The organism is Neorhizobium sp. 2083, from assembly GCF_031455615.1.
GTDB lineage: Bacteria > Pseudomonadota > Alphaproteobacteria > Rhizobiales > Rhizobiaceae > Neorhizobium.
In genome coordinates this window covers 171771-198312 of sequence record NZ_JAVDTC010000006.1, presented here as the reverse complement: position 1 = coordinate 198312, position 26542 = coordinate 171771, and the positions used below count along the sequence as shown (strand labels likewise).

Below are 26542 nucleotides of genomic sequence, written 5' to 3'. Positions count from 1 at the left end.
CTCACAAGGTTTTGCTTTGAATATGATTTCGTTTGAATTCATAGCACACTAAAGCGCCGCGCATCCTCCGGATACGGAAACGACGCTTTAGCATATTGAATCGAAGCACCATACTTTCCGAAAATCGATTCCGATTTTCGGGTCGATGCTGTAGGGATTTAGATCGAGGAGCCCTAAATGCGCTTCGATTGACTGTAATGGCAGTCCGGACGCAACGGCGAGACGAAAGGCAAGAACGCATGGCAGCGCGCACGATACTCCTGGTGGACGATGACGACGATCTGCGCGAAACGCTCGTCGAACAATTGTCGTTTTACGACGAGTTCGCAATTCTCCAGGAGGCGAATGCCGCCAAGGCATTGCAGACCGCCAAGAACGCCCAGATCGACCTGCTGATCATGGATGTCGGCCTGCCGGACATGGATGGCCGCGAGGCGGTGAAACTGCTGCGCAAGAACGGCTTCAAGGCGCCGATCATCATGCTGACCGGCCACGACACCGATTCCGACACCATTCTCGGCCTCGAAGCGGGCGCCAACGACTATGTGACGAAGCCCTTCCGCTTTGCCGTTCTGCTTGCCCGCATCCGCGCCCAGCTTCGCCAGTACGAGCAGAGCGAGGACGCCACCTTCACGGTCGGCCCCTATCTCTTCAAGCCGAGCCAGAAGCTGCTGACCACCGAGGACGGCAAGAAGATCCGCCTGACGGAAAAGGAAGCGGCGATCATCCGCTATCTCTATCGTGCTGGCCAGAAGGTCGTGACCCGCGACGTGCTCTTGGAAGAAGTCTGGGGCTATAATTCCGGCGTCACCACGCATACGCTGGAAACCCATGTCTACCGTCTTCGCCAGAAGATCGAGCGCGATCCGTCGAGCGCCGAAATCCTGGTCACCGAAAACGGCGGCTACAAGATCGTACCCTGAGCAATTCCAGGAAAAGTGTGCTGCGGTTTTCCGTCCGGAATTGCGGCAAGCAGAGAAACTAGGGCCCCCATGTCGCTGACCGAAGATATCCGCCTGCTGTCGCAGGTCCCGCTGTTCCGGGACATGAACGAAGACCAGCTCCGCCTCATCGCCTTCGGCGCCGAGCGGCGGCAGGTGACGACGGGCCAGCAACTGTTCAGGGAACGATCCCCGGCTGAATCTGCCTTCATTGTCGCCAGGGGCCGTTTCGAGCTGCTGATGGCTGACCGCAACGGCGAGATGAAAGTCGAAGCGACGGTCGGCCCCGGCACGCTTTTGTCGGAACTGGCGCTCATCACCATGGTGGAGCGCAAGTTCACGGCCGTGGCAATCGAGGATGCGGAAGCCCTGAAGATCAGCCGCTCCCTGTTCCATCGCCTGCTGGAGGAATATCCGCAGGTCGGCCGGGTGATCGAAAGCCGCATCCGCGACAACATCGCCAGCCTCGCCAAGGCGGCGGCGGCGATGCAGGACCGGTTTGCCTGACTGGGGCTTTCTGCGCTCAGCTGCCCCTCATCCGCCTGCCGGCACCTTCTCCCCGCATGCGGGGCGAAGGACATGTGCCGCACGATCCCAGTCATACCCGAAAGCCGTCTTGGGGCACGTCCCCTCTCCCCGCGTGCGGGGAGAGGGCTAGGGTGAGGGGCAGACGCAGACGCGTCCCTTCGATGTCAGAACTTGAACACCGCCGTCACCGGCACGTGGTCCGAAGGCTGGTTCCAGCCGCGGGCTTCCTTCAGCACCTCGATGCGCTCAAGGAACGGGCCGAGGTCGGGCGAAGACCAGATATGGTCGAGCCGGCGGCCTTTGTTCGCCGCTTCCCAGTCCTTGGCGCGGTAGCTCCACCACGTATAGATCTTTTCGGGCTCCGGCGTGTACTGGCGCATCAGGTCGAGCCAGCCGCCCTTGGCGATGACTTCCTTCATGCCCTCGGTCTCGACGGGCGTGTGGCTGACGATCTTCAGGAGCTGCTTGTGCGACCAGACATCGTGCTCCAGCGGCGCGATGTTGAGGTCGCCGACCAGGATCGACGAGATGCCCGGCATGCCGTCGGCCTTCAGCGCCTTCATCTCCTCGACGAAATCGAGCTTGTGGCCGAATTTCGGATTGATCGTCCGGTCCGGCTCGTCGCCGCCGGCCGGTACATAGAAATTATGCAGGCGGATGCGCCGCGACCCCCGCTCGAAGATCGCCGAAATGTGCCTCGCATCGCCGACATTGCAGTAGTTCTGGCGGTGATCTTCCAAGAGCGGCACCTTCGAGGCGATGGCGACGCCGTGATAGCCCTTCTGACCGTGGATGATGACGTGCTGGTAACCGAGATCCTTCAGCGGCTGCAGCGGGAATTCAGGCTCCTGGCACTTGATTTCCTGCAGGCAGAGAATGTCCGGCTTGTGGCGGACGAGGAACTGCTGGACGATCGGCATGCGCAGCCGCACGGAGTTGATATTCCAGGTCGTGATCGAAAATGTCATGATATCCCTCGGGCTTCGCCCGCGAGCTTTAGGAAATTTTGCGATCCCTGAGAAGCGAAAAGGGCCGCGCAACCAAGCGCAGCCCCTTATTCAGTTCCGGCCCTGCCGGGGTCAGCCCTTGCGGACGTCCTCATAGGGGATGGTGAAGACCTTTTCGTCCAGGTTCACGCCGTTCTGGACGTTGTAGATCATCACCGACGTATCCTTGTTCTGGGCGTCGGTGATCGTCCATTGGCGCAGGTCGTAGGTCTTGGAATCGAACATCATGGTGATGGTCGAATCGCCGAACACCGTCTTGTTGCCGAGCACGATCGTGGTGAGATCGGACTCTTCCTTGACGTTGCGGACCATCTGGTTGCCGAGATCGATGCGGCTGGCGAGCAGCAGGCTGAGCGGCGTCTTGGAGAGCGGATAGATATCCCAGGTCTTGAGCTTCATATTGCCGACAACGACGTTGTTACCGTCGGCGATGACGCGGATCGGCGACGGATCCTCGAAGTTGAAGCGCAGCTTGCCGGGGCGCTCGATGAAGAATTTTCCGCCGGTCTGTTCGCCGCGCGGGCCGAACTGCACGAATTCGCCCATCATGGTTTTGACCGAGGAAAAATGGTCGGCGATCTTCTGGGCCGCAGCACTGCCGGCGCTCTGGGCAAAACCGAGGTTCGGCGCGAAAGCGGCCGCTGCCAGGCCGGCAAGCCCGAGCGAAAACTGCCGGCGGCCGAGCGCGCCGGAAGCGATGTCTGAAAGGATGGTCTTTTCGTTTTTCATTCTGGTCTCCTTTCGTTACTCCTCCGCACCAAAGGCGGCGGCTTGATGGCCGGCCCCCGGTGATCACGAAAGCCTTACCGTTCGAGGATATCGCCCTCGGTCGGCACCAGGATCTCGCGTTTGCCGGCATGGTTGGCCGGCCCGATCAACCCTTCCTGCTCCATCCGCTCGATGAGCGAGGCGGCCCGGTTGTAACCGATGCCGAGACGGCGCTGGACATAGGACGTCGACGCCTTGCCGTCCCGCAGCACGATCGCCACCGCCTGATCGTAAGGGTCGTCCGACTCGGCGAGATTGGACATGCCGGCCGGACCGGCACCATCACCATCCTCGTCGTCATCGGCCGTGATCGCATCGAGATATTGGGGTTGGCCCTGGGTTTTCAAGTAGGCGACGATGTCTTCCACTTCCGTATCGGAGACGAAAGGCCCGTGGACGCGCTGGATGCGGCCGCCGCCGGCCATGTAGAGCATGTCGCCCATGCCGAGCAGCTGTTCGGCGCCCTGTTCGCCGAGAATAGTGCGGCTGTCGATCTTCGAGGTCACCTGGAAGGAGATGCGGGTCGGGAAGTTGGCCTTGATCGTGCCGGTGATGACGTCGACCGAAGGGCGCTGCGTCGCCATGATCACATGGATGCCGGCCGCACGCGCCATCTGCGCGAGGCGCTGCACGGCACCTTCGATATCCTTGCCGGCGACCATCATCAGGTCTGCCATTTCGTCGATGATGACGACGATATAGGGGATCGGCTGGAGATCGAATTCCTCGGTCTCGTACATCGCCTCGCCGGTATGGCGGTCGAAGCCGGTCTGCACGGTGCGGGTCAGCACCTCGCCCTTTTCGAGCGCCTGCTCGACGCGGCTGTTGAAGCCGTCGATATTGCGCACGCCGATCTTCGACATTTTCTTGTAGCGCTCTTCCATCTCGCGGACGGTCCATTTGAGCGCCACGACCGCCTTTTTCGGGTCGGTGACGACAGGCGACAGCAGGTGCGGGATGCCGTCATAAACGGAGAGTTCGAGCATTTTCGGGTCGATCATGATCAGGCGGCACTTCTCCGGCGTGTAGCGGTAGAGAAGCGACAGGATCATCGTGTTGATGGCGACCGACTTGCCCGAACCGGTGGTGCCGGCGACGAGCAGGTGCGGCATCTTGGCGAGGTCGGCAACGACGGGTTCGCCGCCGATCGTCTTGCCGAGCGCCATGGCGAGCTTCGCCTTGCTGCCCTCGAAATCCTTGGAGCCGATCATTTCGCGCAGATAGACCGTCTCGCGGTTGCGGTTCGGCAGTTCGATGCCGATCGCGTTGCGGCCGGGAACGACCGCGACGCGGGCGGCGATCGCGCTCATCGAACGGGCAATGTCGTCCGCAAGGCCGATGACGCGCGACGACTTGATGCCCGGCGCCGGCTCGAGTTCGTAAAGCGTGACGACCGGACCGGGGCGGACATGGATGATCTCGCCCTTGACGCCGAAGTCTTCGAGAACACCTTCCAGCAGCCGGGCGTTCTGCTCCAGCGCGTCGGCCGACAGCGAGGCGTCGCGGGCGACGGCCTTCGGTTCGTTGAGGAGATGCACGGAGGGAAGCTGGAATCCGTCCGGCGCGATGAACGAACCCTGGGCCTCGCGGGCGACACGGGCACTCGGCTTCGGTGGGGCTGCCGAGGGTGCGACACGCTGCTGGACGCGGACGCCGTTGACGGTCTGAGGCGCGCGCGAGGCGACGAACGGCGCGTCGTCGTCCTCGTCGTCATCGGCCAGGATGCCGGCCGGGCGCGGCGGCATGCCGTCGCGGTCGAACGGCGGATCGTAATCGTCGTCGTCATCGTCATGGCCGGAAATGGGCGGGGCGGCCACCACCCGGCGCGGCGAAGTCACCCGCTCGGCCGGACCATCGAGCGAGGGCTCCATGCGGCGGCCCGGGGTAACGGGGGTGGAGCGCGCGCGGACCGGTTCGTTCAGCGTGCCGAACTCGTCCTCGTTGAAATCGTAGGGCTGGTCGAAATCCATCGGGCGGCGCGGCTTGATGCCGGCAAGGCGGCGCAACCGCGCCTGGGCAATGTACCAGTAGTGGGCAAGGGCACCGAATGCCAGGAAGCCGGCAAACCGGTCCTCGTCGTCCTCTTCCTCGACTTCCTCGCGCTTGGCACGGGCCTTGACCGCGGCAACCGGCTGGTCGTCATCTTCGGCCTCGTCCTCAAAGGCTTCTCCGACGAGGCCCGAGGCAAACAGCATCAGCCAGATGCAAGGAGCGGTGAAGACGCAGCCGAGCACGATCGCCACGGAGCCGGTCGGATAGGCGCCGACGAACAGCGCCGGGAAGCGCAGGATCATGTCGCCGATGACGCCGCCGATGCCGTTCGGGATCGGCCAGGTGAGCGGCGCGGGAAAACAGCCGAGCGTGGCCGAGGCAAGCAGCGTGCCGCCGCCCCAGGCCGCAAGACGGGCCGGGACCCGGTCATATCTGCGCCCGGCGATCAAGGCGAGGGCAAAGGCCAGCACCGGCAGCAGCGCGACGAGGCTGGCGAGCCCCAGAAACTGCATCATCAGGTCTGCGAAGGCGGCCCCGGGAAAGCCGAGTATATTGGTCGGCGCATTGTCGGTGGCGTAGGAGAAGCTCGGGTCGGCGACGTTCCAGGTGGCGAGCGCCGCGACGGCCAGCGCCAATGCGAAGAAGATGCCGAACCCCGCAAGCGCCACCGCCTGCCGCCACACGAACGCGGTGAGTACCAGGCGGGTGGACCGGTTTGCCATAGCCGCTGAACTGCTTCTGCCCATCGTGTCTGCCCGCCGTCCTTGAACGCAACTCGAAGCGCGAATCGGCAGCCCTGAAGGCTGATTCACGCAATTCCAGAGCATATTAGCGCGAGGGTGGTTAATGTCCCTTTAACCACGACGGGGCGCGCGACGGCTGAAAACATGTACAAAAAAGCCCGGGCCGAGGCCCGGGCGAAGCTTGCGAAAGCTTTGGTGCAATGTCTCGCGGCAGCGGTCCCCCCGCCGCCGCGAGCCCTTTGATCAGGAAGCGTGGTAAGCGGCTTCGCCGTGGGTCGAAAGGTCGAGACCTTCGCGTTCGGCTTCGACGGTAACGCGCAGGCCAACGATCAGGTCGACGACCTTGTAGAGGATCGCCGAACCGATGCCGGACCACACGAGGGTCGTCAGGACGCCCTTGAGCTGCGCCCAGACCTGGGTCGCGGTGCCGGAATAGGAGGCGGCGAAATCGGCCGTCGAATAGTCGACGATGCCTGCACCGCCGAGCGCCGGGTTGACGAGGATGCCGGTGCCGATGGCACCGAGGATGCCGCCGACGCAATGGACGCCGAAGACATCGAGCGAGTCGTCGTAGTTGAACTTGTTCTTCACCACGTCGACGAAGAAGTAGCATACCGGCGAAACGATGAGGCCGAGAACGATCGAGCCCATCGGGCCGGCAAAGCCGGCAGCCGGGGTGACGGCGACGAGACCGGCAACCGCACCCGAGGCGGCACCCAGCATGGAGGCCTTGCCGCGGGAGAAGGTTTCGACCAGGCACCACGACACGGCAGCGGCAGCCGTCGCGACGAAGGTGTTGATCATTGCCAGAGATGCGTAGGAGTTGGCTTCGAGGTTGGAGCCGGCGTTAAAGCCGAACCAGCCGACCCAGAGGAGCGAAGCGCCGACCATGGTAAGCGTCATGGAATGCGGAGCCATGATGTCCTTCTTGTAGCCGGTGCGCTTGCCGAGCATGATCGCGCCGACGAGGCCCGCAATACCGGCATTGATATGCACGACGGTGCCGCCGGCAAAATCGATCGCCCCATAGGAGAAGATCAGGCCGGACGGATCCGCATAGGCGCTCGGGCCGCCCCAGAACCAGACCATGTGGGCCATCGGGAAGTAGACGAAGGTGACCCACAGGATGACGAAGAGCATGACGGCCGAGAACTTGATGCGCTCGGCAAAGGCGCCGACGATCAGGGCCGGCGTGATGCAGGCAAACGTCATCTGGAAGCAGACGAAGGTCAGTTCCGGAATGGCGACGCCCTTGGTGAAGGTTTCAGCCAGCGACGTGGTGGTGACGCCCGCCAGGAACATCTTGGAGAAGCCGCCGACGAAGCTGTTCAGCGAACCGCCGTTGGTGAAGGCCAGCGAATAGCCGTAGGTGACCCAGATGATCATCACGACCGCGGTGATCATGAAGACCTGCATCAGCACCGAGAGCATGTTCTTGGCGCGAACGAGACCGCCGTAGAAGAGGGCGAGGCCCGGGATGGTCATCAGCAGGACGAGAATGGTGGAAACGAGCATCCAGGTGTTGTCACCCTTGTCCATCGTCATTGCCGGAGCGGCGGCGGCAGCAGCGGCCGGTGCGGCAGCCGTCTGCGCAAAAGCGACGGCGGGCGCGAGAAGCGCCGCGCCAGCGGCACCCAGGCGTCCAAGAGTGGAAATCCTATTAAATTGCATAGCTAAAAAACTCCCCTGTCAGCCGTGCTTAAAGCGCTTCTGTGTTGGTTTCGCCGGTACGGATGCGCACGGCCTGCTCGATCGAATAGACGAAGATCTTGCCATCGCCGATCTGGCCGGTCTTGGCGGCCGAAGCGATCGCATCCACGGCCTTTTCGACGAGGTCGGAGGGGACGGCGATTTCGATCTTCAGTTTCGGCAGAAAACTTACGGCATATTCAGTGCCGCGATAGATTTCCGTATGTCCCTTCTGGCGTCCGTAACCTTTCACTTCGGTCACGGTCAGGCCCTGGATGCCGACAGCCGTGAGGGCTTCGCGCACCTCATCCAGCTTGAACGGCTTGATAATGGCCATCACGATTTTCATCTGGCTTTCCCATCCTTTGTTTGTCTTCGGCCGGGGCCGACTCTCCTCATCGTCGTCAGATCATGACAGCGACTGGCGAGATACATTCAAGGGACGTGCCAGTTTTGATCGGCTCTATAAGTTATTGAAATGTAAAGGCTTACAAAGCCAGCCCTAAGAAACGGGCATTTGGATGGCGCAAAGGCGACCAAAACTTGTGCAATTTTCAAAAATTGCACAGAGATTAATCATTTGCCCTTTTCCGAATCAATCCTTCCTGGGCAACCGAGGCGATCAGTGTGCCAGAACGGGTATAAATGCTGCCGCGGGTCATTCCGCGGGCACCCGAAGCGCTCGGACTGTCCTGGGTGTAGAGCAGCCAGTCGTCATATGTGACGGGCCTGTGAAACCACATGGCATGGTCGAGGCTCGCCGCCTGGAGCCTCGGATCGAAGATCGACGTACCATGCGGATAAAGCGAGGCATCGAGCAGCGTCATGTCCGAGAGCCAGGCGAGCATGGCTGCCTGGTAATGCCGGTCGTGCGGCACGTCGCCGACGGTGCGTACCCAGATGTCCTGCCGCGGTTCGAGCTTGTCCCTCGTGAGGTAGTGAGCGAGCGAGGTGGGGCGCACTTCGATCGGCCGCTCCCGGCTCCAGTAGCGCCGCACGCTCTCCGGCGCATTTTTCATGAAGAGTTCCTTGAACTCCTTCTCGCCCATCAGGTCCTCCGGCTGCGTGACCGAAGGCATGTCGATCTGGTGTTCGTAGCCGCCCTCCTCCACCTGGAAGGAGGCGGACATGGAAAAGATCGCCTTGCCGTGCTGCACCGCCACGACACGGCGGGTGGCGAAGCTTGACCCGTCGCGGATGCGCTCCACCTGATAAAGGATTGGCACCGAAGGATCGCCGGGGCGCATGAAATAGGCATGCAGCGAATGCACGAAACGGTCGGCCTCGGCGGTGCGCTGGGCGGCCATCAGCGCCTGGGCGATCACCTGCCCGCCAAACACCCGCTGCCAGCCGACATCCGGACTGGTCCCGCGATAGAGGTTCTCCTCGAGCTTTTCGAGGTCGAGCGTCGCGATCAGCTGTTCCATGGCGGACGAGGATTCGGTCTGGCGCGACATTATGACGAACTCCGGTGATAGGAAGCGGCTGCGGGATGATCTATATCCAGGATACGATATTCTCAAGTCTCACGGGAGTTTAGGCAAATGCTGGACATGCTGGTTGTAGGAGGCGGTTATGTGGGTCTCGCCGCCGCTGTCGCGGTCAAGCAGGCGGCGCCGCATCTGAAGGTCGAGGTGATCGAGGCGGCGCCGGCGGGCGTCTGGGAAAAGGACGAGCGGGCCTCTGCCATCATCGCCGCGGCGACCCGCATGCTGGATGTCATCGGCGTGTGGAACGAGATCGCAGCCGATGCGCAGCCGATCAACCGGATGATCGTCACCGACAGCCGCACATCCGATCCGGTGCGGCCGGTCTTCCTCACCTTCGACGGCGAAATCGAGGAAGGCAGGCCGTTTGCCCACATGGTGCCGAATGTCGCGATGGTGAGGGCCCTGCGCGGCGCCGCCGAACGCCTCGGCATCGCCATCCGCCATGGGCTGTCCGCCACCGGCGTCCAGTCCGGCAGCACCCGCTGCTCGGTGTCGCTCTCCGACGGCTCGACGGTCGAGGCCCGTCTCCTGGTCGCCTGCGACGGCGTGCGCTCGAAGCTGCGCGACATGGCCGGCATCAAGACCGTCACCTGGGATTACGGCCAGTCGGGCATCGTCGCGACGGTCGCACACGAACGGCCGCACGAGGGCGTTGCGGAGGAACATTTCCTGCCATCCGGGCCGTTTGCGATCCTGCCGCTCACCAACAACCGTTCCTCACTCGTCTGGACCGAACGGACCCCGGAAGCCGACCGGCTGGTCGCCTCCGACGATCTGGTGTTCGAGGAGGAACTGCAGCGCCGCTTCGGCCACAAGCTGGGTGAACTGACGGTGGTCGGCGGCAAGCGCGCCTTCCCGCTCGGCCTGACGCTCGCCCGCGCTTTCGTCGCGCCGCGCATCGCCCTTGCCGGCGACGCCGCCCACGGCATCCACCCGATCTCCGGTCAGGGCCTCAATCTCGGCTTCAAGGATGTCGCGGCGCTGGCCGAAACGGTGGTCGAGGCCGACCGGCTCGGCCTCGACATCGGCGCGCTCAACGTGCTGGAGCGCTACCAGTCCTGGCGGCGGTTCGACACCTTCCGCATGGGCGTGACCACCGACGTCCTGAACCGGCTGTTCTCCAACGACATCACCCCGATCCGCATCGCTCGTGACTTCGGGCTGGGCGTCGTAGAACGGCTGCCGAAGCTGAAAAGCTTCTTCATCGACCAGGCGGCGGGAAAGAGCGGCGAGGACGGGCCGAAGCTGCTGGCGGGGCAAACAATCTAAGCCCGCGACCGGAGCCCCTCATCCGCCTGCCGGCACCTTCTCCCCGCTTGCGGGGCGAAGGGGTTATGCCGCACCGGTTTGCTCAAGCAATGAACGCCGGCGGGGTGCAGCTCGCAAATGGGAAATGCAGTTCGTGAGTCTAGCGTCCTTCGCCCCGCGTGCGGGGAGAAGGTGCCGGCAGGCGGATGAGGGGCACCCCCAGCCAACCTCAATCCTCGATCTTGCGGGCTTCCGAGATCAGCATGATGGGGATGCCGTCGCGGATCGGGTAGGCGAGCTGCGCCTTCTCGGAGATGAGCTCGTTGGTTTCCCGGTTGAAGGACAGCCGGCTCTTGGAGAGCGGACAGACGAGCAGCTCGAGCAGTTTCGGATCGACCTTGCTGAGTTTCTCGTCCATCGATCTGGGGCCTTACTGAAGGATGGTGTCGGAATCGCCGAAATCCCGCGCCAGCAGGATTTCCGTGATCGCGATCAGCGTTTCGGCGCGCGTGCGAAGATCAGGGGCTTCGAGGAGTGCCTGTTTCTCGGCCGGTCCGAAGGGCGACATCATCGACAGCGAGTTGACGAGCGTGCGGTTGCCGGCGCGCTCCACGCTTTCCCAATCTGCCTCCAGCTTGTTGGCGTCGAGATAGGCGCGAAAGACGCGCAGCAGTTCCGCGCGATCGACCGTGCTCTCGTCGTCCTCGGTGGAGAGGTCGGTCATGAGAGGCGCGATCTTGAAGGTGCGATAGGGATGGCCTCCGCCCACCTCTTCGATCAGCCGGAAGCGGCAAACGCCGCTGATCGAGGTGATATAGCGGCCGTCACCCGTTTCGGCAAATGAGGTGATGCGGCCGATGCAGCCGACGGTCGAGAGGGGCGCGCGCGGCCCTTCGGCAGCCTCGCCGGATTCGAGCAGCGACGGCTGCACGATCCCGATCAGCCGGTTGCCCGCAAGCGCCGCATCGAACATGGCGAGATAGCGCGGCTCGAAAATATTGAGCGGCAGCTGTCCGCCCGGCAGAAGCAGGGCGCCGGTGAGAGGAAAGACGGGGATCGTCTCCGGCAGATCCTCGCGCTTCAGATATCTTGCGTTTCCCACATGCATGGGTCCGACACCTCCCGGAATCACTGGCCAGACGATCACTGGTTCGGGCAAGGATTCGCCGCACCAAATAATGTGGGGCACCCACCTCAGAACGCAAGACCAATCCTTTAGGGATTGGCCTCAGCTCGCGAAAAGGCGGGCCTACGAAAAGAGGATGGAGGACAGGCGGCGGCGGGCGGCGATCGTTGCCGGATCCTTCGCCCCCCAGACTTCGAAGAACTGCAGCAGCTGGCGGCGGGCTCCGTCGTCGTCGAACGTGCGGTCCTTGCGCATGATCGTCAAAAGATGCTCGGCGGCCTTGTCGCGCTCGCCCTGGACGTTGAGGATCTTGGCGAGCTTCAGGCGGGCATCGTGATCGTCCGGATTGGCGTCGAGCTGGCGCTCGAGAGCCACGGGATCGCCGAGCTTGCGGGCTTCCTCGATCTGCTCGAGCTTCCTGGCGACCGCCTGGATCGCCGGATCCTTGGCAAGCTCTTCCGGGAGCGAGGCAAGCATCTGGCCGGCGCGGGCCGTTTCGCCCATGGCGATCAGGCACTGCATCATGCCGGCGGCGGCCTTCGCATTTTCCGGATCGGCCTGGAGGACGGCACCGTAAAGCTGCGCGGCCTCCTGGATCTCACCGCCGGCAAGCAGGGTTTCCGCCTCGGTGAGCGCCGCTTCGATCTCGGCGGCCTGTTCGGCGCCCGGAGGTCCGGCGAGCTTGTCGATGAACTGGCGAACCTGGCTTTCCGGCACCGCGCCCATGAAACCGTCGACCGGACGGCCGTCGACGAAGGCGATGACCGCCGGGATCGACTGGATGCCGAGCTGTCCGGGGATAGACGGGTGGTCGTCGATGTTCATCTTGACGAGCTTGACGCGCCCCTGGCCTTCATTGACCACCTTTTCGAGCACCGGCGTCAGCTGTTTGCAGGGACCGCACCAGGGCGCCCAGAAATCGACGAGAACCGGCTGGCGGCGCGATTCTTCGAGAACGTCCCTGGTGAAACCGGCCGTGCTCGTATCGGAGACATACCCCCCTGCAGGACCCGATGCAGCAGGCGCCGCGCCAAAACTCGCCGAAGCGGTCATCTGTCCGCCGTAAGAACCGCCATAGGGGTTGTTGCTGCCGCTCATGAATGTTCTCCCGGGAACGCTTCGCATCTTCGCCTTCTAGGCTGCAAAGATCGTATGTCAGTCTGTAACTTTCAAGACAAGCGGCGTGTGGCCGGTCGCTTCCAGAAAGCGGATGAGATCGTCGCGTCCGATCGATGTGGTGGCGTCGTTCGACAGCGGATGGCCGTTGATGATGTCGTGCTTCATCAGGTCTTCGTCGAGGATGAAGGTCACATTGCGCCCGGTATCGTTGAAGGCGCCGAACACCGTCACAGAACCCGGAACCACGCCGAGATAGTCCAGCAGCATTTCCGCCCGCCCGAACGAGACCCGGCTCGAAGCGCCGATCACCTTGTGCACGGTCTTCAGGTCGACAGTGGCGCGCTCCTCGACCGTCAGGACGAAATATTGGTCCTTCTTGTCCTTCACGAACAGGTTCTTGGTATGGCCGCCGGGGATCTCGTCCCGCAGGCTTTCGGATTCCGCCACGGTGAAGACCGGCGGGTGCGTCTTGGTCGAATGCGAAATGTTCAGGCTGTCGAGAAAACGGAAAAGATCCTCGGCGGTTTTCGGCTGTGTCTGGCTCATGCTGATGGAATTGGCTCTGTTGGCGGGGATTGGACTATAACCATAACCACAATGTAGCGGCGGGCCAAGCGAGGCTCACACGATCTCGTGAAGCGCTTGACCTGATATGATGGTGCGACCATTTTACCAGACGTGGAGAACCGGCATCCGGCAATTCCGTCGGTCGACCGTACCCAGCTGATAAACAATAACTTCTCCAGTTAGCTCAAGTTTATTTCGGCGCGACATTCCTCGCCCTCCATACCGGCCCCGGCCGATAACAGCCGCTCAATCCGCAGCGCCGGCGCGACGCCGGCTTCTCAACCGAAAGGTCCGCCTCATGGTCACCTTCACGCTCAACGGACGGGAAAGAACGTTCGACGGTGATCCCGAGACCCCGCTTCTCTGGGTCATCCGGGATTTCGAAAAACTCACCGGCACCAAATACGGCTGCGGCGTTGCCCAGTGCGGCGCCTGCACGGTCCATCTCGACGGCATGCCGCGCCGCTCCTGCGTGACCCCGATCTCCATGATCGAAGGTTCGGAGGTCGTCACCATCGAAGGCATTTCCGGCACCGAGGCCGATGCGGTCAAGACAGCCTGGACCAGCCTCGACGTGCCGCAATGCGGTTACTGCCAGTCCGGGCAGATCATGTCGGCGGTCGCCTTGCTGCAGATGGTGCCGAAACCGACGGATGCCGATATCGACGGCGCGATGGCCGGAAATATCTGTCGATGCGCCACCTACCATCGCATCCGCGCGGCAATCCACAATGCCGCCAGTTCGATGGAGGGCTGAGCCATGACGATCCAGAACATCAAAACCACCCGCCGTGACTTTATCGCCGGCTCCGGACTGGTGATCGGCGTTGCCATCGCCCCGAAATTCGTTTCGGCAGCGCCGGCCGGCGTACATGCGGGCGGCGATGCGGCCCTTGCGCCGATAAACGCCTTCGTCAAGATCGGCACCGACGACACGGTGACGGTGCTTTCCAAGCATATCGAATTCGGCCAGGGCCCGTTCACCGGCCTTGCGACGCTGGTCGCTGAGGAACTCGATGCCGACTGGAGCCAGATGCGCGCCGTCCATTCGCCGACCGACAACAAGATCTATGCCAACCTGATGTTCGGCCTGCAGGGCACCGGCGGTTCGAGCTCGATCGCCAATTCCTATGAACAGATGCGCAAGGCCGGGGCCGCCGCACGCGCCATGCTCGTCGTTGCCGCGGCCAACGAGTGGAAGGTGCCGACCTCCCAGATCACGATCGAGAAGGGCCGCATCAGACACGCCGCCTCCGGCAAGGAAAGCGGCTTTGGCGCGTTTGCCGAAAAGGCGGCGCGCCTGACACCGCCCGCGGAGCCGAAACTCAAGGATCCCAAGGATTTCGTGCTGATCGGCACCGAACTGCCGAAGCTCGATACCCTCGGCAAGACAAACGGCACGGCGATCTTTACGCTCGACATCACGCCGGACAACCTGCTGATTGCCGTCGTCGCCCATCCGGAACATTTTGGCGCGACGGTGAAGAGCTTCAATGATGCCGAAGCCCGCAAGGTAGAGGGCGTGGTCGACGTCAAGCAGGTGCCGTCCGGCGTCGCGGTATACGCGGACAACACGTTCGCGGCGCTCAAGGGCCGCGATGCGCTGAGCATCGAATGGGATCTCTCCAAGGCCGAGACCCGCTCCTCCGAGGAACTTGCCAGCGACTACCGGAAGCTCTTCGGCGAAAAAGGCCTGGAGGCGACCAACAACGGCAATGTCGACAATGCCTTCAAGGCACCCGGCCTGCAGACGGTGGAGGCCGAGATCGTCTTCCCCTTCCTGGCGCATGCGCCGATGGAGCCGCTCGACGCCGTCTTCATCAAGGCGGCGGACGGATCGGTGGATATCTATAACGGCGCCCAGTTCCCCGCCATGGACCAGGCGGTCGCCGCCAAGGTCCTCGGCCTCGACGAGGGGAAGGTGCGGGTGAACACCCAGCTCGCCGGCGGCAGCTTCGGCCGCAAGGCGCAGTTCGGTTCGCCCTACATGCAGGAGGCGGCGGCCGTCTATGCCGCAACCGACCGGACCCGTCCCCTGAAGCACATGTGGACCCGCGAGGACGACATTCGCGGCGGTTATTACCGCCCGATGTATGCCCACAAGATGCGCGGTGCCATCAATGCTCAAGGCCAGATCACCGCCTGGGAACAGGTGATCGTCGGCCAGTCGATCATGGGCAAGGCAGATCTTGACCCGACCTCGGTCGAAGGCGCATCCAACCTGCCCTACACGATCCCCAACCTGAAAGTCAGCGCCCACAACGTCCAGCTTTCCATTCCACCCCTCTGGTGGCGGTCGGTCGGCCATACCCATACCGGCTTTGCGGTCGAGACCTTCGTGGACGAACTCTTCCAGAAGATCGGCAAGGACCCGGTCGAGGGTCGCATGGCGCTGCTTGACAAAAAGCCGCGCCATGCGGGCGTGCTGAAAAAGGTGGCCGAAATGGCCAACTGGGGTTCTCCGGTGCCGGAAGGCCGCGCTCGCGGCGTGGCGGTCGTGGAAAGCTTCGACACTTTCGTCGGCCAGATCGTCGAGGTCTCGGTCGGGCCGGAAGGCGCGCCGCGCGTCCACAAGGTGTGGGTGGCGGTCGATTGCGGCGTCGCGGTCAACCCCAACGTCATCAAGGCGCAGATGGAAGGCGGCGTCGGTTACGGCCTCGGCGCGGTCCTTTTCGACGCGGTGACCTTGGCCAAGGGCGGCAAGATCGTGCAGTCGAACTTCCACGACTACCGCTCCATCCGCATCAACGAGATGCCGGACGTGGCGGTCGAGATCATCAAGTCGAGCGAAAAGCCGAGCGGCGTCGGCGAACCCGGCGTGCCGCCCGTCGGCCCCGCGGTTGCCAATGCCTGGCGACGCCTGACCGGGGCACCGGTCCGGCAGCTGCCCATCGTCAACATCGTTTCGGCCTGAGGATCAAAACCCGATGAATTGGAAACTCGCACTCACCGGCGTTGCCGCCCTCTGTCTGTTCGTGGGCGCCGGCACGCTCCTGTCGCCCGCCTCGGTCGCCCAAGATGCCAAGACGCTGAAACCTGCCGCCTCCTTCCAGTCGATCGCCAACGAGCGGGAACGCTCCGTGGCGCTCTTCCAGGAGGCCGGCAAGGTCATCCAGCATCCGCGCTGCGTCAATTGTCACCCGGCGACGGACAGGCCGCTGCAGGGTGCCAACATGCACCCGCACCAGCCGCCGGTCTTCCGCGGCGACGGCGGCATGGGCCTGCCGGGCATGCAGTGCACCACCTGCCACAGCGCCGACAACACGCCCGTCGTCGGCCAGGCCGACACGATCAAGAGCATTCCGGGCAACCCCGCCTGGCATCTCGCGCCGATCGAAATGGCCTGGGCCGGAAAATCGCTCACCCAGATCTGCCAGCAGATCAAGGACCCGGCCCGCAACGGCGGCAAGACCATGGACCAGATCGTCGAGCACATGGCTCATGACGAACTGGTCGGCTGGGGCTGGAAACCGGGCGCCGGCCGCGAACCGGTGCCGGGCACGCAGGCCGAATTCGGCGAACTGATCACCGCCTGGGTGAAGTCCGGAGCAGCCTGCCCCGCCTCCTGAGAATGAAGTGGCCGCCGGTTCCGCCCGGAACCGGCGGTTTGCAGGGGCTTTGGCGGGATCGCAATTTTTCTTCGCGCCAATCGTCATTTCCCTGTTGCATTTGAAAAAGGACTGGGCCATATAGCGCCCGTCGCCGGCAACGAGCCGCGGCGCCACGGTCTAGCTTACTACCACGGACCGGTGGATTGATGAGCGGGTGTAGCTCAGTGGTAGAGCACAACCTTGCCAAGGTTGGGGTCGAGGGTTCGAATCCCTTCGCCCGCTCCAAATTCTCCTAGAATATCGACATGTAGCCGCAGCATCTTGCTTCGGCATGCGTCACTTCGTGACGGTGCGGTTTATGCGGCGCAGGCCGCTCTCCTCCTCGCTTCCCGATGAATTTATTGATTTCCGCCCGCCTTCACCAAACACGCGAGATGGAATATCAATGCAACTTACTGCGCGACGTTGCGCCGCTGATTCGGCGGTTAATTGGAGAGGTGCCGTCATGGAATCTCGCTCAAACCAGAAACTCAGTCAGAAAACCGCCATCGAGACCATGCAACGCCTCGAAGGCATTGTCGCTTCGGCAATGGACGGGATCATCACCATCGATGAAGAGCAACGGGTCATCCTGTTCAATCCCGCAGCCGAGCGGATGTTCGGCCTGCCGGCCGCCGAAGCTCTGGGCCAGCACATCTCCCGCTTCATGCCGGAACGACATCGCCCGACCCACGCGGCGCATATCCACCGGTTCACCGAGACCGGCGTGACCACCAGGCAGATGGGCTCGCTCGGTGCGATCAGCGGCCTGCGGGCGGATGGCAACGAATTTCCGATCGAAGCTTCCATCTCGCAGGTCGAGGTCGGCGGCGCGCGCCTGGCAACCGTCATCCTGCGCGACATCACCGAACGCAAGGCAGCCGAGGATGCCCTCCTGGAAAGCCGCAGGCGCATGGAAGGGATTGTGGAATCGGTGATGGACGCGCTGATCACCGTCGATGAAAGTCAGCGGATCGTGCTGTTCAACCCGGCCGCGGAGCGCATGTTCGGCGTGGCCCGCAAGGATGCGCTCGGCTCGCCTATCGAGCGGTTCATTCCCGAGCGGTTTCGCCACAGACATGCCGAACATATCCGCCTCTTCAAGGAGACGGGGGTCACCAACCGGCGGATGGGCGCATTGGGAGCCATCAGCGGCCTGCGCGCCAATGGCGAGGAATTCCCTCTCGAGGCGTCGATCTCGCAGGTACAGATCGGCGAAGGAAAACTCGCGACCGTCATCCTGCGCGATATTACCGAACGCAAGGCAAGCGAAGATTCCCGCCAGTTGCTGGCCCGGGAAGTCGATCACCGGGCCAAGAATGCCCTGGCGGTCGTACAGGCCCTGGTTTCCCTGACACGCGCCGAAACCAAGGAGGAGTTCATCGTCGCGGTTCGGGGCCGCGTTTCGACGCTGAGCCGCGCACATTCCCTGCTCGCCCAGAACCGCTGGCAGGGCGGTGACCTCGCCGCGGTCCTTACGGAGGAAACCCGGACCTATCAGAGCGCCAACCAGTTGATGATCGGCGGCCCCGCCGTCACCCTCACCCCCAATGCCGTACAGCCGATCAGCCTCCTCATCCATGAACTTGGCACCAACGCCATCAAGTACGGGGCATTGTCGGTTGCAGAAGGGCGGGTCGACGTGGCCTGGCGCATCCTGCCGTCTTCCGAACTCGAACTCCGCTGGACCGAGACCGGCGGCCCGCCGGTGCACAAACCCGTCTCCAGGGGTTTCGGCTCCACCCTGGTGGCCGAAGTCGCTACCCGACAGCTGGCCGGCAGGCTCGATATCGACTGGCCGACAACCGGCATGTGCCTTGTCGCGACGCTGCCGCAGTCCGTCTACCGTCCCGACGTCTCGGCTGGCCCGGTCGCCGGACACGAAGCCGAACCCAAGTCGTCGCAGACCGGCTCGGCGGGACGGATACTCGTTGTCGAGGACGAGACGCTGATCGCCATGGAACTCTGCAACGAACTCGAATCGCGCGGCTGGGAAGTCGTCGGGCCGGCGGCGACGACCGACGAAGCCATGCGCCTGGTCGGCGGCTCGCCGCTACCCGACGTCGCTGTTCTCGACGTCAATCTCGGCGGAAAGCCGGTCTATCCTTTTGCGGAATGGCTGCAGACCCGGGGCGTGCCCTTCCTGTTCTGCACCGGATATGAACAGCTCCACGATCATGAATCCTTCAGCGGCCAGACGACCATTCGAAAACCCGTGAACATGACCTTGCTGGAAGGCGAACTGCGTCGCATCCGTCAGCCGGCATGACCGGGAATGACGGCATGGATGCCGCCGGCAGCGTCAGGCCGACGACGGCATCGTCAATTTCGAAAGTGCCCCGTCAGGCCGCCCGCGCGCGATAGCTGCCAGACGCCTGCCCCTGCGAGGATGGACCGGCATTCGTCTTGAAGCGGGCGACCATATCGGCGAGGTTGTCGGTTTCCTGCGTCAGGCTCTGCGCAGCGGCGGTGGTTTCCTCCACCATCGCGGCATTCTGCTGGGTCACCTTGTCCATCTGGTCGGCGGAGGCCGCCACTTCGCGAAGACTGGTCGCCTGCTCGCTGGTGCTGGAGGTGATCGTGTTGACGAAGGTGCTCATCTGCGCGACTTCGCTGACGATGTCGTCGAGCGATTTGCCGGAGGCCGTGACCAGCTCGACGCCCTGCTTGACCTGCGCCGACGAGGTGGAAATCAAAGCCTTGATCTCCTTTGCGGCATCGGCCGAGCGCTGGGCAAGCCCGCGGACTTCCTGTGCGACAACCGCAAAACCGCGGCCGGCTTCGCCTGCACGGGCGGCTTCGACACCTGCGTTGAGCGCGAGCAGGTTGGTCTGGAAGGCGATGTCGTCGATCACGCCGATAATGCGGTTGATCTGCTCGGCGGAGCCTTCGATGGCCGCCATGGCGGCGACCGCATTGGCGACGATCTCGCCACCGAGCTGGGCCTTCTGCTGGGCAAGCGATGCGACGCCCTGGGCGCGGCTTGCGCCGCTGGCGCTGTCGTTGACGGCCGAGGTCACCTGGCCGAGCGCCGCCACGGTCTCTTCGAGGCTCGCGGCCTGCTGTTCCGTGCGCTTGGCGAGATCGTTGGACGCGATCGAGATTTCCTGCAGGCCGGCGCGGATCGTGCCGACGGCTCCGACCACCGAGCCGATCGCCTCTTCGAGATTGCCGACCGAACTGTTGAACTTGGCGCGGATCGGCTCGAATTCCTCGGCAACCGCACGATCCATGCGGACAGTCAGGTCGCCGCCGGCGAGGCGGTTGAAGCCTTCCTCGATCGCATGCACGAAGGCGCGCAGATCCTCGCCCTTGGCGTTGTCGATCGCCGACTGGCGGCGGCGCTGGTGGTCCTGCGCCTCGCGCGCCTCCGTTGCCTGCTGCTCCAGCCGGACATTCTCTTGCGCCGATGCCTTGAACACCTGGACGGCACGCGCCATGGCGCCGAGTTCGTCCTGGCGCTCCTGTCCGCTCACCTCGGCGCCGAGATCGCCGGCGGCGAGCTTGGTCATCGTAGTGGTCAGGCGGCGCACGGTGCCGCCGAGCGACCGGGCAAAGATCAGGAAGCCGATCAGCGACAGGATCGAAACCGCGACGGTGCCGAGTGCGGTCATCCACAGCGCCGTTTCGCTGGCGGCGACCAGCGGCGTGATGTCGGAGGCGATTTCGAGAACACCGACCTTGGTTCCGGAAAAATCGAGGAGCGGAACGGCCTCGACGGCATAGTGCTTTCCGCCGATATCGGCATAACGGCGCACGGAACCCTTGTCATAGGCCTCCTGCAGTTCCGGGCCGCTGAGGATCGGATTGCCGCCATAGGTGGAAGCCTGCTTGTCGAACTTGTCGGCACCCTTGGTGTAGAGCGTGACATAGGCGTTCACTTCCTTGGTCAGGCGGGAGAAATAGGCATCGACCAGCTTCAGCCCGACATCCACCACGCCGACCACCTTGCCGTCCGTGACGACCGGAGCGGTCGCAAACAGGCTTACGGCGGTGCGGCCGGTCTCGATGCCGACCACCAGTTTCTTGTCGCCGAGCGAGGTCGCCACCATCTTGCGGCGCGCCTTGATATTGTCGCCGAAGACATCCGGATCATGCACGCGGGCAATCGCATCGGCCGCCGCAGTACTGAAGGTGATCATTTCAAGTCCGCTCGCGTCCTTGACGCTCTTCATGCTGGCGAAGCGGGAGAGCAGACCCTGCCGATCGTTGGCGAGAATGAGCGGGGAAGTTTCCGGCAAGGATGCGATCGTCAACGCCAGCGCGGACGCGGCACGCCCCTGGGCGGCCATATCGTCCTGGATGACCGCGAGATCGCTGTTGAGCTCCGTCTGCAACGCCTGCTCGGTCATGTTCGACTGCCGTTCCCAGGCAAGTCCGCCGATAACCGCACTCGCAAAAAGCACGGCTGCAAAACCGAAGAAGGTAAGTCGCCTGGACAGCGGCTTCTTGATGCTGATCTCGTCCATAAGTCCCTCGAATGTGCTCCGCAAAGGCAGAGGGCCTCCCGCCCGGCGGGCGGCAGTGCCAATCCTCAAGAAAACTATGCCGAAATCGGTTGAAATTTAACTAATGTCAAAATCTTACTGCGTTCCACAATGTAAAACGCGTGGCCATAACTTTCCCTCGCAAAACCTCACCGAAGCAAGGCAACGCGCCGCGACAGGAGTTGCTTGGCCAGGCTGCGATGAGCCCGGCCCTGCAAAGGCCCTGGCAATCATTGCTTCGAGAAGATGTAGTCCGTCTCCTGCCGCAGCACCTCGCCCGGACGCAGCACCGCATTGGGGAAATGGGCATGGTTGATGGCATCCGGCCAGACCTGGGTTTCCAGGCAGAACCCGGCAAAAGGCCCATAGCGGCGTCCGTCAAGTCCAGGCACGGGGATCTGCGGCAGCTTGAAGGCGGCATAAAGCTGGACGCCCGGCTCGGTGGTGCGAACCTCCAACGATACGCCGGAATGGATGCTGCGCGCCAAAGCGACCGAGCGCTTGTCCGTTCGCTCCGGAGAGAGGCAGAAATTATGATCGAACAGGACCTGCGCGTTCTCGTCGAAACGTTTCATCGGCCCCATGTCCCTGAGATCGAAAGGCGTGCCGGCGACGTCCATCAATTCGCCGGTCGGCACCTGTTTCTCGTCTAGGACGAGCACATGGTCGGCGGCGATCATGATGTCGTGGCCGAGCGCATCCTCACGGCCGTCGAGATTGAAATAGGAATGCTGGCATATATTGGCGGGCGTCGGCTGGTCCGTGGTGGATTCGTAGACGACGGAAAGCACGCCGTCCTTTTTGAGCTGGTAGGTCGCGGTGATCGTGCAGTTTCCGGGATACCCGGCTCGGCCATCCGGATCGGTGATCCGCAGCACCGCCTTGTCCGCGGCGTGTTCGACGATCGTCCAGTTGCGGCGCCCGATGCCGTCGGAGCCGCCGTGAAGGTGGGTGACGCCCCGTTCGTTCAGCTCGAGCTGATACGGCTTGCCATCCAGCGTGAAACGACCGCCGCCGGTACGGTTGGACGAACGCCCCGGCGTTGCGCCGAAATAGGGGGAATGGTTCAGGTAGTCCTCAAACCGCTCGAAACCGAGCACCAGCGGCGGCTGATGGCCTTCGAGCCTGAGATCCTGGATCACCGCACCCCAGGTGATGACGCTGGCCGTCAGCCCGCCGCCGGAAATCCGGACGCGATGGACGGTTTCGCCCTTTTCCGTGGTGCCGAAAACTTCGAAATTCTGATCCGCCATGGGATTGCTCCTCCACCAATAGATTTTGCGGCAAACTGCGCGATTTGACGGCAGGCCGCAACGCCGGGAACCGATAAAGTTCAGGGAAAAGCAAACTCAGCGGGTCAGCGTGCGGGTCGCCTGTTCCAACCCGCCAAGTGTCAGGGGAAACATCCGCTCGGTCATCAGCCGCCGCACCAGGGTGATGGAAGTCGTATGGCTCCAATGGTCCTGCGGCACCGGATTGAGCCAGACGCAGCGGTGGAAATGATCGGTGACCCGCTTGAGCCAGGCCTCGCCCGGCTCCTGGTTCCAGTGTTCGACCGAACCGCCGGTATGGGTGATCTCGTAGGGGCTCATCGACGCGTCGCCGACGAAGATCACCTTGTAGTCGGCGCCGTAGCTGCGGATGAGGTCGAGCGTCGGCGTCCGGTCCGACCGGCGGCGGTTCTCCTTCCACACGCCCTCGTAGAGGCAATTGTGGAAGTAAAAATGCTCCATATGCCGGAACTCTGCACGAGCCGCCGAGAACAGTTCCTCGACAACGCGGATATGGTCGTCCATCGAGCCGCCGACATCGAAGAACATCAGCAGCTTGACCGCGTTACGCCGCTCCGGCCGGGTCTGGACATCGAGATAACCGTGTTCGGCGGTGGAACGGATCGTGCCGGGCAGGTCGAATTCCTCGACCGCCCCTTCCCGCACCCAGCGGCGCAACCGCTTCAGCGCCAGCTTGATGTTGCGAGTGCCGAGCTCGACCTTGTCGTCGAAATCGGCAAATTCGCGTTTGTCCCAGACCTTCACCGCCCGGCGATGGCGGGACTGGTCCTGGCCGATCCGCACGCCTTCCGGATTGTAGCCATAGGCGCCGAAGGGGGAGGTGCCGCCGGTGCCGATCCATTTCGAGCCGCCCTGATGCCGGCCCTTCTGCTCCTCCAGCCGCTGGCGCAGCGTCTCCATCAGCTTCTCGAAACCACCCAGCGACTCGACGAGTTTCTTTTCCTCGTCGGTCAGGTGTTTTTCGGTGAGCTTGCGCAGCCATTCCTCGGGGATGTTAGCGACATCCACGCCCGACCTGCCGGAGACCGATTCAAGTCCCTGGAAATAGGACGAAAAGACCCGGTCGAATTTGTCGATATGCCGCTCGTCCTTCACCAGCGCGGTGCGGGCGAGGAAATAGAAGGCCTCCACATCGAAATCCGCGATCCCTTCTTCCATGCCCTCCAGAAGCGCAAGGAATTCCCGGAGCGTCACCGGGATCTTCGCTTCCTTGAGCTGCAGGAAGAAGGGAATGAACATCGCGTCGAGACCCTATTCGGTACCGATCTTCTCCAGATCATACGAAGTCGTCTGGTAGATCTCGTTGATCCAGTTGCCGAACAGAAGATGTGCATGGCTGCGCCAACGGTTCAAGGGCGTCAGCGTGTCGTCGTTATGCGGGAAATAGTTATGCGGCATCTTGATCGGCACGCCGGCGTTGACGTCGCGGAAATATTCGTCCGCCAGCGACGTGGAGTCGTATTCCACGTGGTTGAACATGTAGAGCCGCTTGCCGGCCTTCTCATGCACCAGGCAAATGCCCATCTCGTCGGATTCCATCAGGATCTCGAGATCCGGGTGCTTTTCGATATCGGGGCGGCGGACCTCCGTCCAGCGCGACACCGGCACCTGGAAATCGTCCGAAAACCCGTTGAGATAGATCGAGGACGGCACGAGGTTGCGGTGGCGATAGACGCCGAACGCCTTTTCCTTCAGCTCGTATTTCGGCACGCCGTGGAAGTGATAGATCGCCGCCATCGCACCCCAGCAGACATTCATGGTCGAATGCACGTTGGTCGCGGTCCAGTCGAGAATTTGTCTCATCTCGTCCCAATAGGTGACGTCCTCGAAGGCAAGCGTCTCGATCGGCGCGCCGGTGATGATGAAGCCGTCGAACTTGCGATGCTTCACCTCTTCCCAGGTCTCATAGAACGAGAGGAGATGATCTTCCGACGTGTTCTTGGCCTTGTGGCCGCCGATGCGGATCAGCGAGAACTCGACCTGCAGCGGCGAGGCGCCGACGAGGCGCGCCATCTGCAGCTCGGTCTTGATCTTGTTCGGCATGAGGTTGAGGAGCCCGATCTGCAGCGGACGAATGTCCTGCCGCACCGCCACGGTTTCGGTCATCACCCGCACACCCTCGGAAACGAGCGTGCTGAATGCGGGCAGCGTATCGGGAATCTTGATCGGCATGTCTTTACCCAACAAAATAAAAAACCGGCGACGACAAAAATCGCGACCGGTCCGTGGGAAGACATCTTCTCGCGGCCCTTTAGCGACTTTTTTAACGTGGCTGCAAGCCGGCCGGCCAAATCACCACGAATTCTCAGAAGCTCAAATACGCCTTGCTATGGCCGGCGTCAATGGGAGCAAAATCTTCCGCTCACCGCTCCCGTCGAGCCATGAAGGCCATCCGCTCGAACAGATGCACGTCCTGCTCGTTCTTCAAGAGCGCGCCATGCAGCTTCGGAAGCGCGTTCTTGACGTCGCCGCGCAGATCGGACGGGTCGACATCGTCGGAGACCAGAAGCCGGATCCAGTCCAGCGCTTCGGACGTCGAAGGCTTCTTCTTCAGCCCCGGCATTTCGCGGATTTCGTAGAACTGCGTCAGCGCATTGCGCACCAATGTCTGCTTGATGCCGGGATAATGAACCTCGACGATGCGGGCGAGCGTATCGACATCCGGGAAGCGGATATAGTGGAAGAAACAGCGGCGCAGGAAGGCGTCCGGCAGTTCCTTCTCGTTGTTGGAGGTGATGATCACGATCGGCCGGACCCTGGCCTTCACCATCTCGCCGGTCTCGTAGACATGGAATTCCATGCGGTCGAGTTCCTGCAGCAGGTCGTTCGGGAATTCGATATCCGCCTTGTCGATCTCGTCGATCAACAGCACCAGCTTCTGCTCCGACGCGAATGCCTGCCACAGCTTGCCACGGCGGATATAGTTGGCGACGTCGTGGACGCGCTCGTCACCGAGCTGGCTGTCACGCAGCCGCGAGACGGCGTCATACTCGTAGAGCCCTTGCTGCGCCTTGGTGGTGGACTTGATGTTCCATTCGATCAGGTCGAGGCCCAGCGCCGCAGCCACCTGCCGCGCCAGCTCCGTCTTGCCGGTGCCGGGCTCGCCTTTCACCAGCAACGGACGTTCGAGCCGGATCGCGGCGTTGACCGCCACCATCAGATCCTTGTCGGCAATATAGTCCGCTGTACCCTGAAACTGCATCTCGGCATCCTGATCGATCAACGCGCCGCAAACTAAAAGCTCATCCCCGGCGGTGCAACAGCTTTCCCTTTCGGCCGGCTTTGCGCTATGGGCAATGCGCATGAGCCATTCGACCTTCACCATTCTGCTCGGCGGCAATCTCACCGTCACCGACCGCCTGCGGGACGCAGTTGCCGGCAGCCGCTTCATCGCGGCCGACAGCGGCATGCGCCATGCGGCGGCGCTGGGCGTGACGCCGGAACTCTGGGTGGGCGATTTCGACTCTTCCGATGCCGCGCTGATCGCGCAGTTCCCGGGCGTCGAGCGGCAGGCCTTTCCGCCGGCCAAGAACGAGACAGACGGCGAGATCGCGACGACCGGGGCCATCGAAAGGGGCGCAGCAAGGCTGATCTTCGTCGGCGCGCTCGGCGGCGAGCGCAGCGACCACGCGCTCCAGCACTTCTTTCACGCCATGAGCCTTGCCGAACGCGGCCTCGACATCCTGCTGACCTCCGGCGACGAGGAAGCCATGCCGCTGCTGCCGGGCGCAAAGACGCTCGGCCTGCCCAAGGGCTCCCTGTTTTCCGTGATCGGCTTCTCGGACCTGGAAGGGCTCGATATCATCGGTGCACGGTATCCGCTCGACGACTTTTCGCTTCCCTTCGGCTCCTCGCGCACCGTCTCGAACGTTGCGGAAGGCCCGGTGGAATTCCATCTAAAGAGCGGCAGGGCGATGATCCTTGCCCGCCCCTACGACATGACAGGAGCCTGAGC

At 62.8% G+C, this 26542-nt stretch carries 23 protein-coding genes, 1 tRNA gene and 1 riboswitch; of the genes, 9 read left to right on the top strand and 15 right to left on the bottom strand.

The genetic code is table 11. From position 1 onward, the window contains the following. The first annotated feature begins 239 nt into the window (after positions 1 to 239). Both J2X76_RS22715 and J2X76_RS22710 read left to right on the top strand, forming a co-directional pair. Positions 240 to 923 (top strand): response regulator transcription factor, encoded by a 684-nt coding sequence (locus J2X76_RS22715; protein ID WP_046637381.1) that lies wholly within the window; start codon positions 240 to 242, stop codon positions 921 to 923. A gap of 69 nt (positions 924 to 992) precedes the next feature. Then, positions 993 to 1448, top strand: coding sequence for a cyclic nucleotide-binding domain-containing protein (locus tag J2X76_RS22710; RefSeq protein ID WP_113126822.1), 456 nt, complete (start codon positions 993 to 995; stop codon positions 1446 to 1448). Positions 1449 to 1633: 185 nt separating this feature from the next. On the opposite strand, the gene J2X76_RS22705 is transcribed toward J2X76_RS22710, so the two are convergent. The 6 genes from J2X76_RS22705 to tesB form a co-directional block, all read right to left on the bottom strand. After that, positions 1634 to 2437 (bottom strand): exodeoxyribonuclease III, encoded by an 804-nt coding sequence (locus tag J2X76_RS22705; protein ID WP_310219582.1) that lies wholly within the window; start codon positions 2435 to 2437, stop codon positions 1634 to 1636. Positions 2438 to 2548: 111 nt separating this feature from the next. Then, positions 2549 to 3205, bottom strand: coding sequence for an outer membrane lipoprotein carrier protein LolA (locus tag J2X76_RS22700; RefSeq protein WP_113126820.1), 657 nt, complete (start codon positions 3203 to 3205; stop codon positions 2549 to 2551). Positions 3206 to 3279: 74 nt separating this feature from the next. Next, entirely contained in the window at positions 3280 to 5982 is a 2703-nt protein-coding gene (locus J2X76_RS22695) for a DNA translocase FtsK (RefSeq protein WP_310219581.1), read from the bottom strand. A gap of 240 nt (positions 5983 to 6222) precedes the next feature. Beyond that, the gene (locus tag J2X76_RS22690; RefSeq protein WP_113126818.1) at positions 6223 to 7650 is read right to left on the bottom strand and encodes an ammonium transporter; all 1428 of its coding nucleotides are present in this window, start codon (positions 7648 to 7650) and stop codon (positions 6223 to 6225) included. Between the two features lie 28 nt (positions 7651 to 7678). Next, positions 7679 to 8017, bottom strand: coding sequence for a P-II family nitrogen regulator (locus J2X76_RS22685; RefSeq protein WP_007773854.1), 339 nt, complete (start codon positions 8015 to 8017; stop codon positions 7679 to 7681). Positions 8018 to 8240: 223 nt separating this feature from the next. Beyond that, positions 8241 to 9125 (bottom strand): acyl-CoA thioesterase II, encoded by an 885-nt coding sequence (gene tesB / locus J2X76_RS22680; RefSeq protein WP_310219576.1) that lies wholly within the window; start codon positions 9123 to 9125, stop codon positions 8241 to 8243. A gap of 87 nt (positions 9126 to 9212) precedes the next feature. Here tesB and J2X76_RS22675 point away from each other — a divergent pair, with 87 nt between their 5' ends. Continuing rightward, the gene (locus J2X76_RS22675) at positions 9213 to 10427 is read left to right on the top strand and encodes a ubiquinone biosynthesis hydroxylase (RefSeq protein WP_310219575.1); all 1215 of its coding nucleotides are present in this window, start codon (positions 9213 to 9215) and stop codon (positions 10425 to 10427) included. A gap of 208 nt (positions 10428 to 10635) precedes the next feature. Here the strand turns inward: J2X76_RS22675 and J2X76_RS22670 are convergent, their stop codons facing one another. From J2X76_RS22670 to J2X76_RS22655, 4 genes are all read right to left on the bottom strand, one after another. Continuing rightward, positions 10636 to 10824, bottom strand: a complete 189-nt coding sequence (locus tag J2X76_RS22670; RefSeq protein ID WP_310219573.1) for a Trm112 family protein — start codon at positions 10822 to 10824, stop codon at positions 10636 to 10638. A gap of 12 nt (positions 10825 to 10836) precedes the next feature. Then, complete coding sequence (locus tag J2X76_RS22665; protein ID WP_310219572.1) at positions 10837 to 11514, bottom strand: LON peptidase substrate-binding domain-containing protein; 678 nt, start codon at positions 11512 to 11514, stop codon at positions 10837 to 10839. Positions 11515 to 11655: 141 nt separating this feature from the next. Then, complete coding sequence (gene trxA / locus J2X76_RS22660; RefSeq protein ID WP_113126813.1) at positions 11656 to 12630, bottom strand: thioredoxin; 975 nt, start codon at positions 12628 to 12630, stop codon at positions 11656 to 11658. 57 nt (positions 12631 to 12687) lie between these two features. Further along, on the bottom strand, positions 12688 to 13197 hold the full coding sequence (locus J2X76_RS22655; protein ID WP_310219571.1) for a prolyl-tRNA synthetase associated domain-containing protein: 510 nt from the start codon (positions 13195 to 13197) through the stop codon (positions 12688 to 12690). Between the two features lie 319 nt (positions 13198 to 13516). Between J2X76_RS22655 and J2X76_RS22650 the strand changes: the two genes are divergently transcribed. The 5 genes from J2X76_RS22650 (at position 13517) to J2X76_RS22630 (ending at position 19077) form a co-directional block, all read left to right on the top strand. Beyond that, a complete protein-coding gene (locus J2X76_RS22650) occupies positions 13517 to 13975 on the top strand; it encodes a 2Fe-2S iron-sulfur cluster-binding protein (protein WP_310219570.1) in 459 nt (152 codons plus the stop codon). A 3-nt stretch (positions 13976 to 13978) separates the two neighbouring features. Continuing rightward, positions 13979 to 16132 carry a xanthine dehydrogenase family protein molybdopterin-binding subunit gene (locus J2X76_RS22645; RefSeq protein ID WP_310219569.1) on the top strand — a complete coding sequence of 718 codons (2154 nt, stop codon included), beginning with the start codon at positions 13979 to 13981 and terminating at the stop codon, positions 16130 to 16132. A 13-nt stretch (positions 16133 to 16145) separates the two neighbouring features. Then, positions 16146 to 16787 (top strand): Isoquinoline 1-oxidoreductase subunit, encoded by a 642-nt coding sequence (locus J2X76_RS22640; RefSeq protein WP_310219568.1) that lies wholly within the window; start codon positions 16146 to 16148, stop codon positions 16785 to 16787. 192 nt (positions 16788 to 16979) lie between these two features. Beyond that, positions 16980 to 17054, top strand: a tRNA-Gly gene (locus tag J2X76_RS22635). A 220-nt stretch (positions 17055 to 17274) separates the two neighbouring features. Next, positions 17275 to 19077 (top strand): PAS domain S-box protein, encoded by a 1803-nt coding sequence (locus tag J2X76_RS22630; protein WP_113126808.1) that lies wholly within the window; start codon positions 17275 to 17277, stop codon positions 19075 to 19077. 73 nt (positions 19078 to 19150) lie between these two features. On the opposite strand, the gene J2X76_RS22625 is transcribed toward J2X76_RS22630, so the two are convergent. The 5 genes from J2X76_RS22625 to J2X76_RS22605 form a co-directional block, all read right to left on the bottom strand. Continuing rightward, the gene (locus J2X76_RS22625) at positions 19151 to 21277 is read right to left on the bottom strand and encodes a methyl-accepting chemotaxis protein (RefSeq protein ID WP_310219566.1); all 2127 of its coding nucleotides are present in this window, start codon (positions 21275 to 21277) and stop codon (positions 19151 to 19153) included. Between the two features lie 248 nt (positions 21278 to 21525). After that, the gene (locus J2X76_RS22620) at positions 21526 to 22548 is read right to left on the bottom strand and encodes an aldose epimerase family protein (protein ID WP_310219564.1); all 1023 of its coding nucleotides are present in this window, start codon (positions 22546 to 22548) and stop codon (positions 21526 to 21528) included. Positions 22549 to 22644: 96 nt separating this feature from the next. Further along, positions 22645 to 23826, bottom strand: a complete 1182-nt coding sequence (locus J2X76_RS22615; RefSeq protein WP_310219562.1) for a VWA domain-containing protein — start codon at positions 23824 to 23826, stop codon at positions 22645 to 22647. 12 nt (positions 23827 to 23838) lie between these two features. Continuing rightward, positions 23839 to 24759: a homoserine O-succinyltransferase gene (metA, locus tag J2X76_RS22610; RefSeq protein ID WP_310219560.1), complete on the bottom strand. Its 921-nt coding sequence runs from the start codon at positions 24757 to 24759 to the stop codon at positions 23839 to 23841. A gap of 59 nt (positions 24760 to 24818) precedes the next feature. Beyond that, positions 24819 to 24896, bottom strand: a riboswitch (SAM riboswitch). Between the two features lie 53 nt (positions 24897 to 24949). Then, a complete protein-coding gene (locus J2X76_RS22605; protein WP_310219558.1) occupies positions 24950 to 25789 on the bottom strand; it encodes a MoxR family ATPase in 840 nt (279 codons plus the stop codon). A gap of 94 nt (positions 25790 to 25883) precedes the next feature. On the opposite strand from J2X76_RS22605, the gene J2X76_RS22600 reads away from it, so the two are divergent. After that, the gene (locus tag J2X76_RS22600; protein WP_310219895.1) at positions 25884 to 26540 is read left to right on the top strand and encodes a thiamine diphosphokinase; all 657 of its coding nucleotides are present in this window, start codon (positions 25884 to 25886) and stop codon (positions 26538 to 26540) included. Positions 26541 to 26542: the final 2 nt, after the last annotated feature.

Bases quoted from the DNA above. Each gene is read 5' to 3' on its own strand.
- J2X76_RS22710 (WP_113126822.1), top strand. From the start codon at position 993: ATGTCGCTGACCGAAGATATCCGCCTGCTGTCGCAGGTCCCGCTGTTC.
- metA (WP_310219560.1), bottom strand. From the start codon at position 24,759: ATGCCGATCAAGATTCCCGATACGCTGCCCGCATTCAGCACGCTCGTT.
- J2X76_RS22615 (WP_310219562.1), bottom strand. From the start codon at position 23,826: ATGTTCATTCCCTTCTTCCTGCAGCTCAAGGAAGCGAAGATCCCGGTG.
- J2X76_RS22655 (WP_310219571.1), bottom strand. From the start codon at position 13,197: ATGAGCCAGACACAGCCGAAAACCGCCGAGGATCTTTTCCGTTTTCTC.
- J2X76_RS22675 (WP_310219575.1), top strand. From the start codon at position 9,213: ATGCTGGACATGCTGGTTGTAGGAGGCGGTTATGTGGGTCTCGCCGCC.
- J2X76_RS22620 (WP_310219564.1), bottom strand. From the start codon at position 22,548: ATGGCGGATCAGAATTTCGAAGTTTTCGGCACCACGGAAAAGGGCGAA.
- J2X76_RS22690 (WP_113126818.1), bottom strand. From the start codon at position 7,650: ATGCAATTTAATAGGATTTCCACTCTTGGACGCCTGGGTGCCGCTGGC.
- J2X76_RS22700 (WP_113126820.1), bottom strand. From the start codon at position 3,205: ATGAAAAACGAAAAGACCATCCTTTCAGACATCGCTTCCGGCGCGCTC.
- J2X76_RS22665 (WP_310219572.1), bottom strand. From the start codon at position 11,514: ATGCATGTGGGAAACGCAAGATATCTGAAGCGCGAGGATCTGCCGGAG.
- J2X76_RS22600 (WP_310219895.1), top strand. From the start codon at position 25,884: ATGCGCATGAGCCATTCGACCTTCACCATTCTGCTCGGCGGCAATCTC.
- J2X76_RS22715 (WP_046637381.1), top strand. From the start codon at position 240: ATGGCAGCGCGCACGATACTCCTGGTGGACGATGACGACGATCTGCGC.
- J2X76_RS22645 (WP_310219569.1), top strand. From the start codon at position 13,979: ATGACGATCCAGAACATCAAAACCACCCGCCGTGACTTTATCGCCGGC.
- J2X76_RS22625 (WP_310219566.1), bottom strand. From the start codon at position 21,277: ATGGACGAGATCAGCATCAAGAAGCCGCTGTCCAGGCGACTTACCTTC.
- J2X76_RS22650 (WP_310219570.1), top strand. From the start codon at position 13,517: ATGGTCACCTTCACGCTCAACGGACGGGAAAGAACGTTCGACGGTGAT.
- J2X76_RS22605 (WP_310219558.1), bottom strand. From the start codon at position 25,789: ATGCAGTTTCAGGGTACAGCGGACTATATTGCCGACAAGGATCTGATG.
- J2X76_RS22685 (WP_007773854.1), bottom strand. From the start codon at position 8,017: ATGAAAATCGTGATGGCCATTATCAAGCCGTTCAAGCTGGATGAGGTG.
- J2X76_RS22630 (WP_113126808.1), top strand. From the start codon at position 17,275: ATGGAATCTCGCTCAAACCAGAAACTCAGTCAGAAAACCGCCATCGAG.
- J2X76_RS22640 (WP_310219568.1), top strand. From the start codon at position 16,146: ATGAATTGGAAACTCGCACTCACCGGCGTTGCCGCCCTCTGTCTGTTC.
- J2X76_RS22695 (WP_310219581.1), bottom strand. From the start codon at position 5,982: ATGGGCAGAAGCAGTTCAGCGGCTATGGCAAACCGGTCCACCCGCCTG.
- trxA (WP_113126813.1), bottom strand. From the start codon at position 12,630: ATGAGCGGCAGCAACAACCCCTATGGCGGTTCTTACGGCGGACAGATG.
- J2X76_RS22670 (WP_310219573.1), bottom strand. From the start codon at position 10,824: ATGGACGAGAAACTCAGCAAGGTCGATCCGAAACTGCTCGAGCTGCTC.
- J2X76_RS22705 (WP_310219582.1), bottom strand. From the start codon at position 2,437: ATGACATTTTCGATCACGACCTGGAATATCAACTCCGTGCGGCTGCGC.
- tesB (WP_310219576.1), bottom strand. From the start codon at position 9,125: ATGTCGCGCCAGACCGAATCCTCGTCCGCCATGGAACAGCTGATCGCG.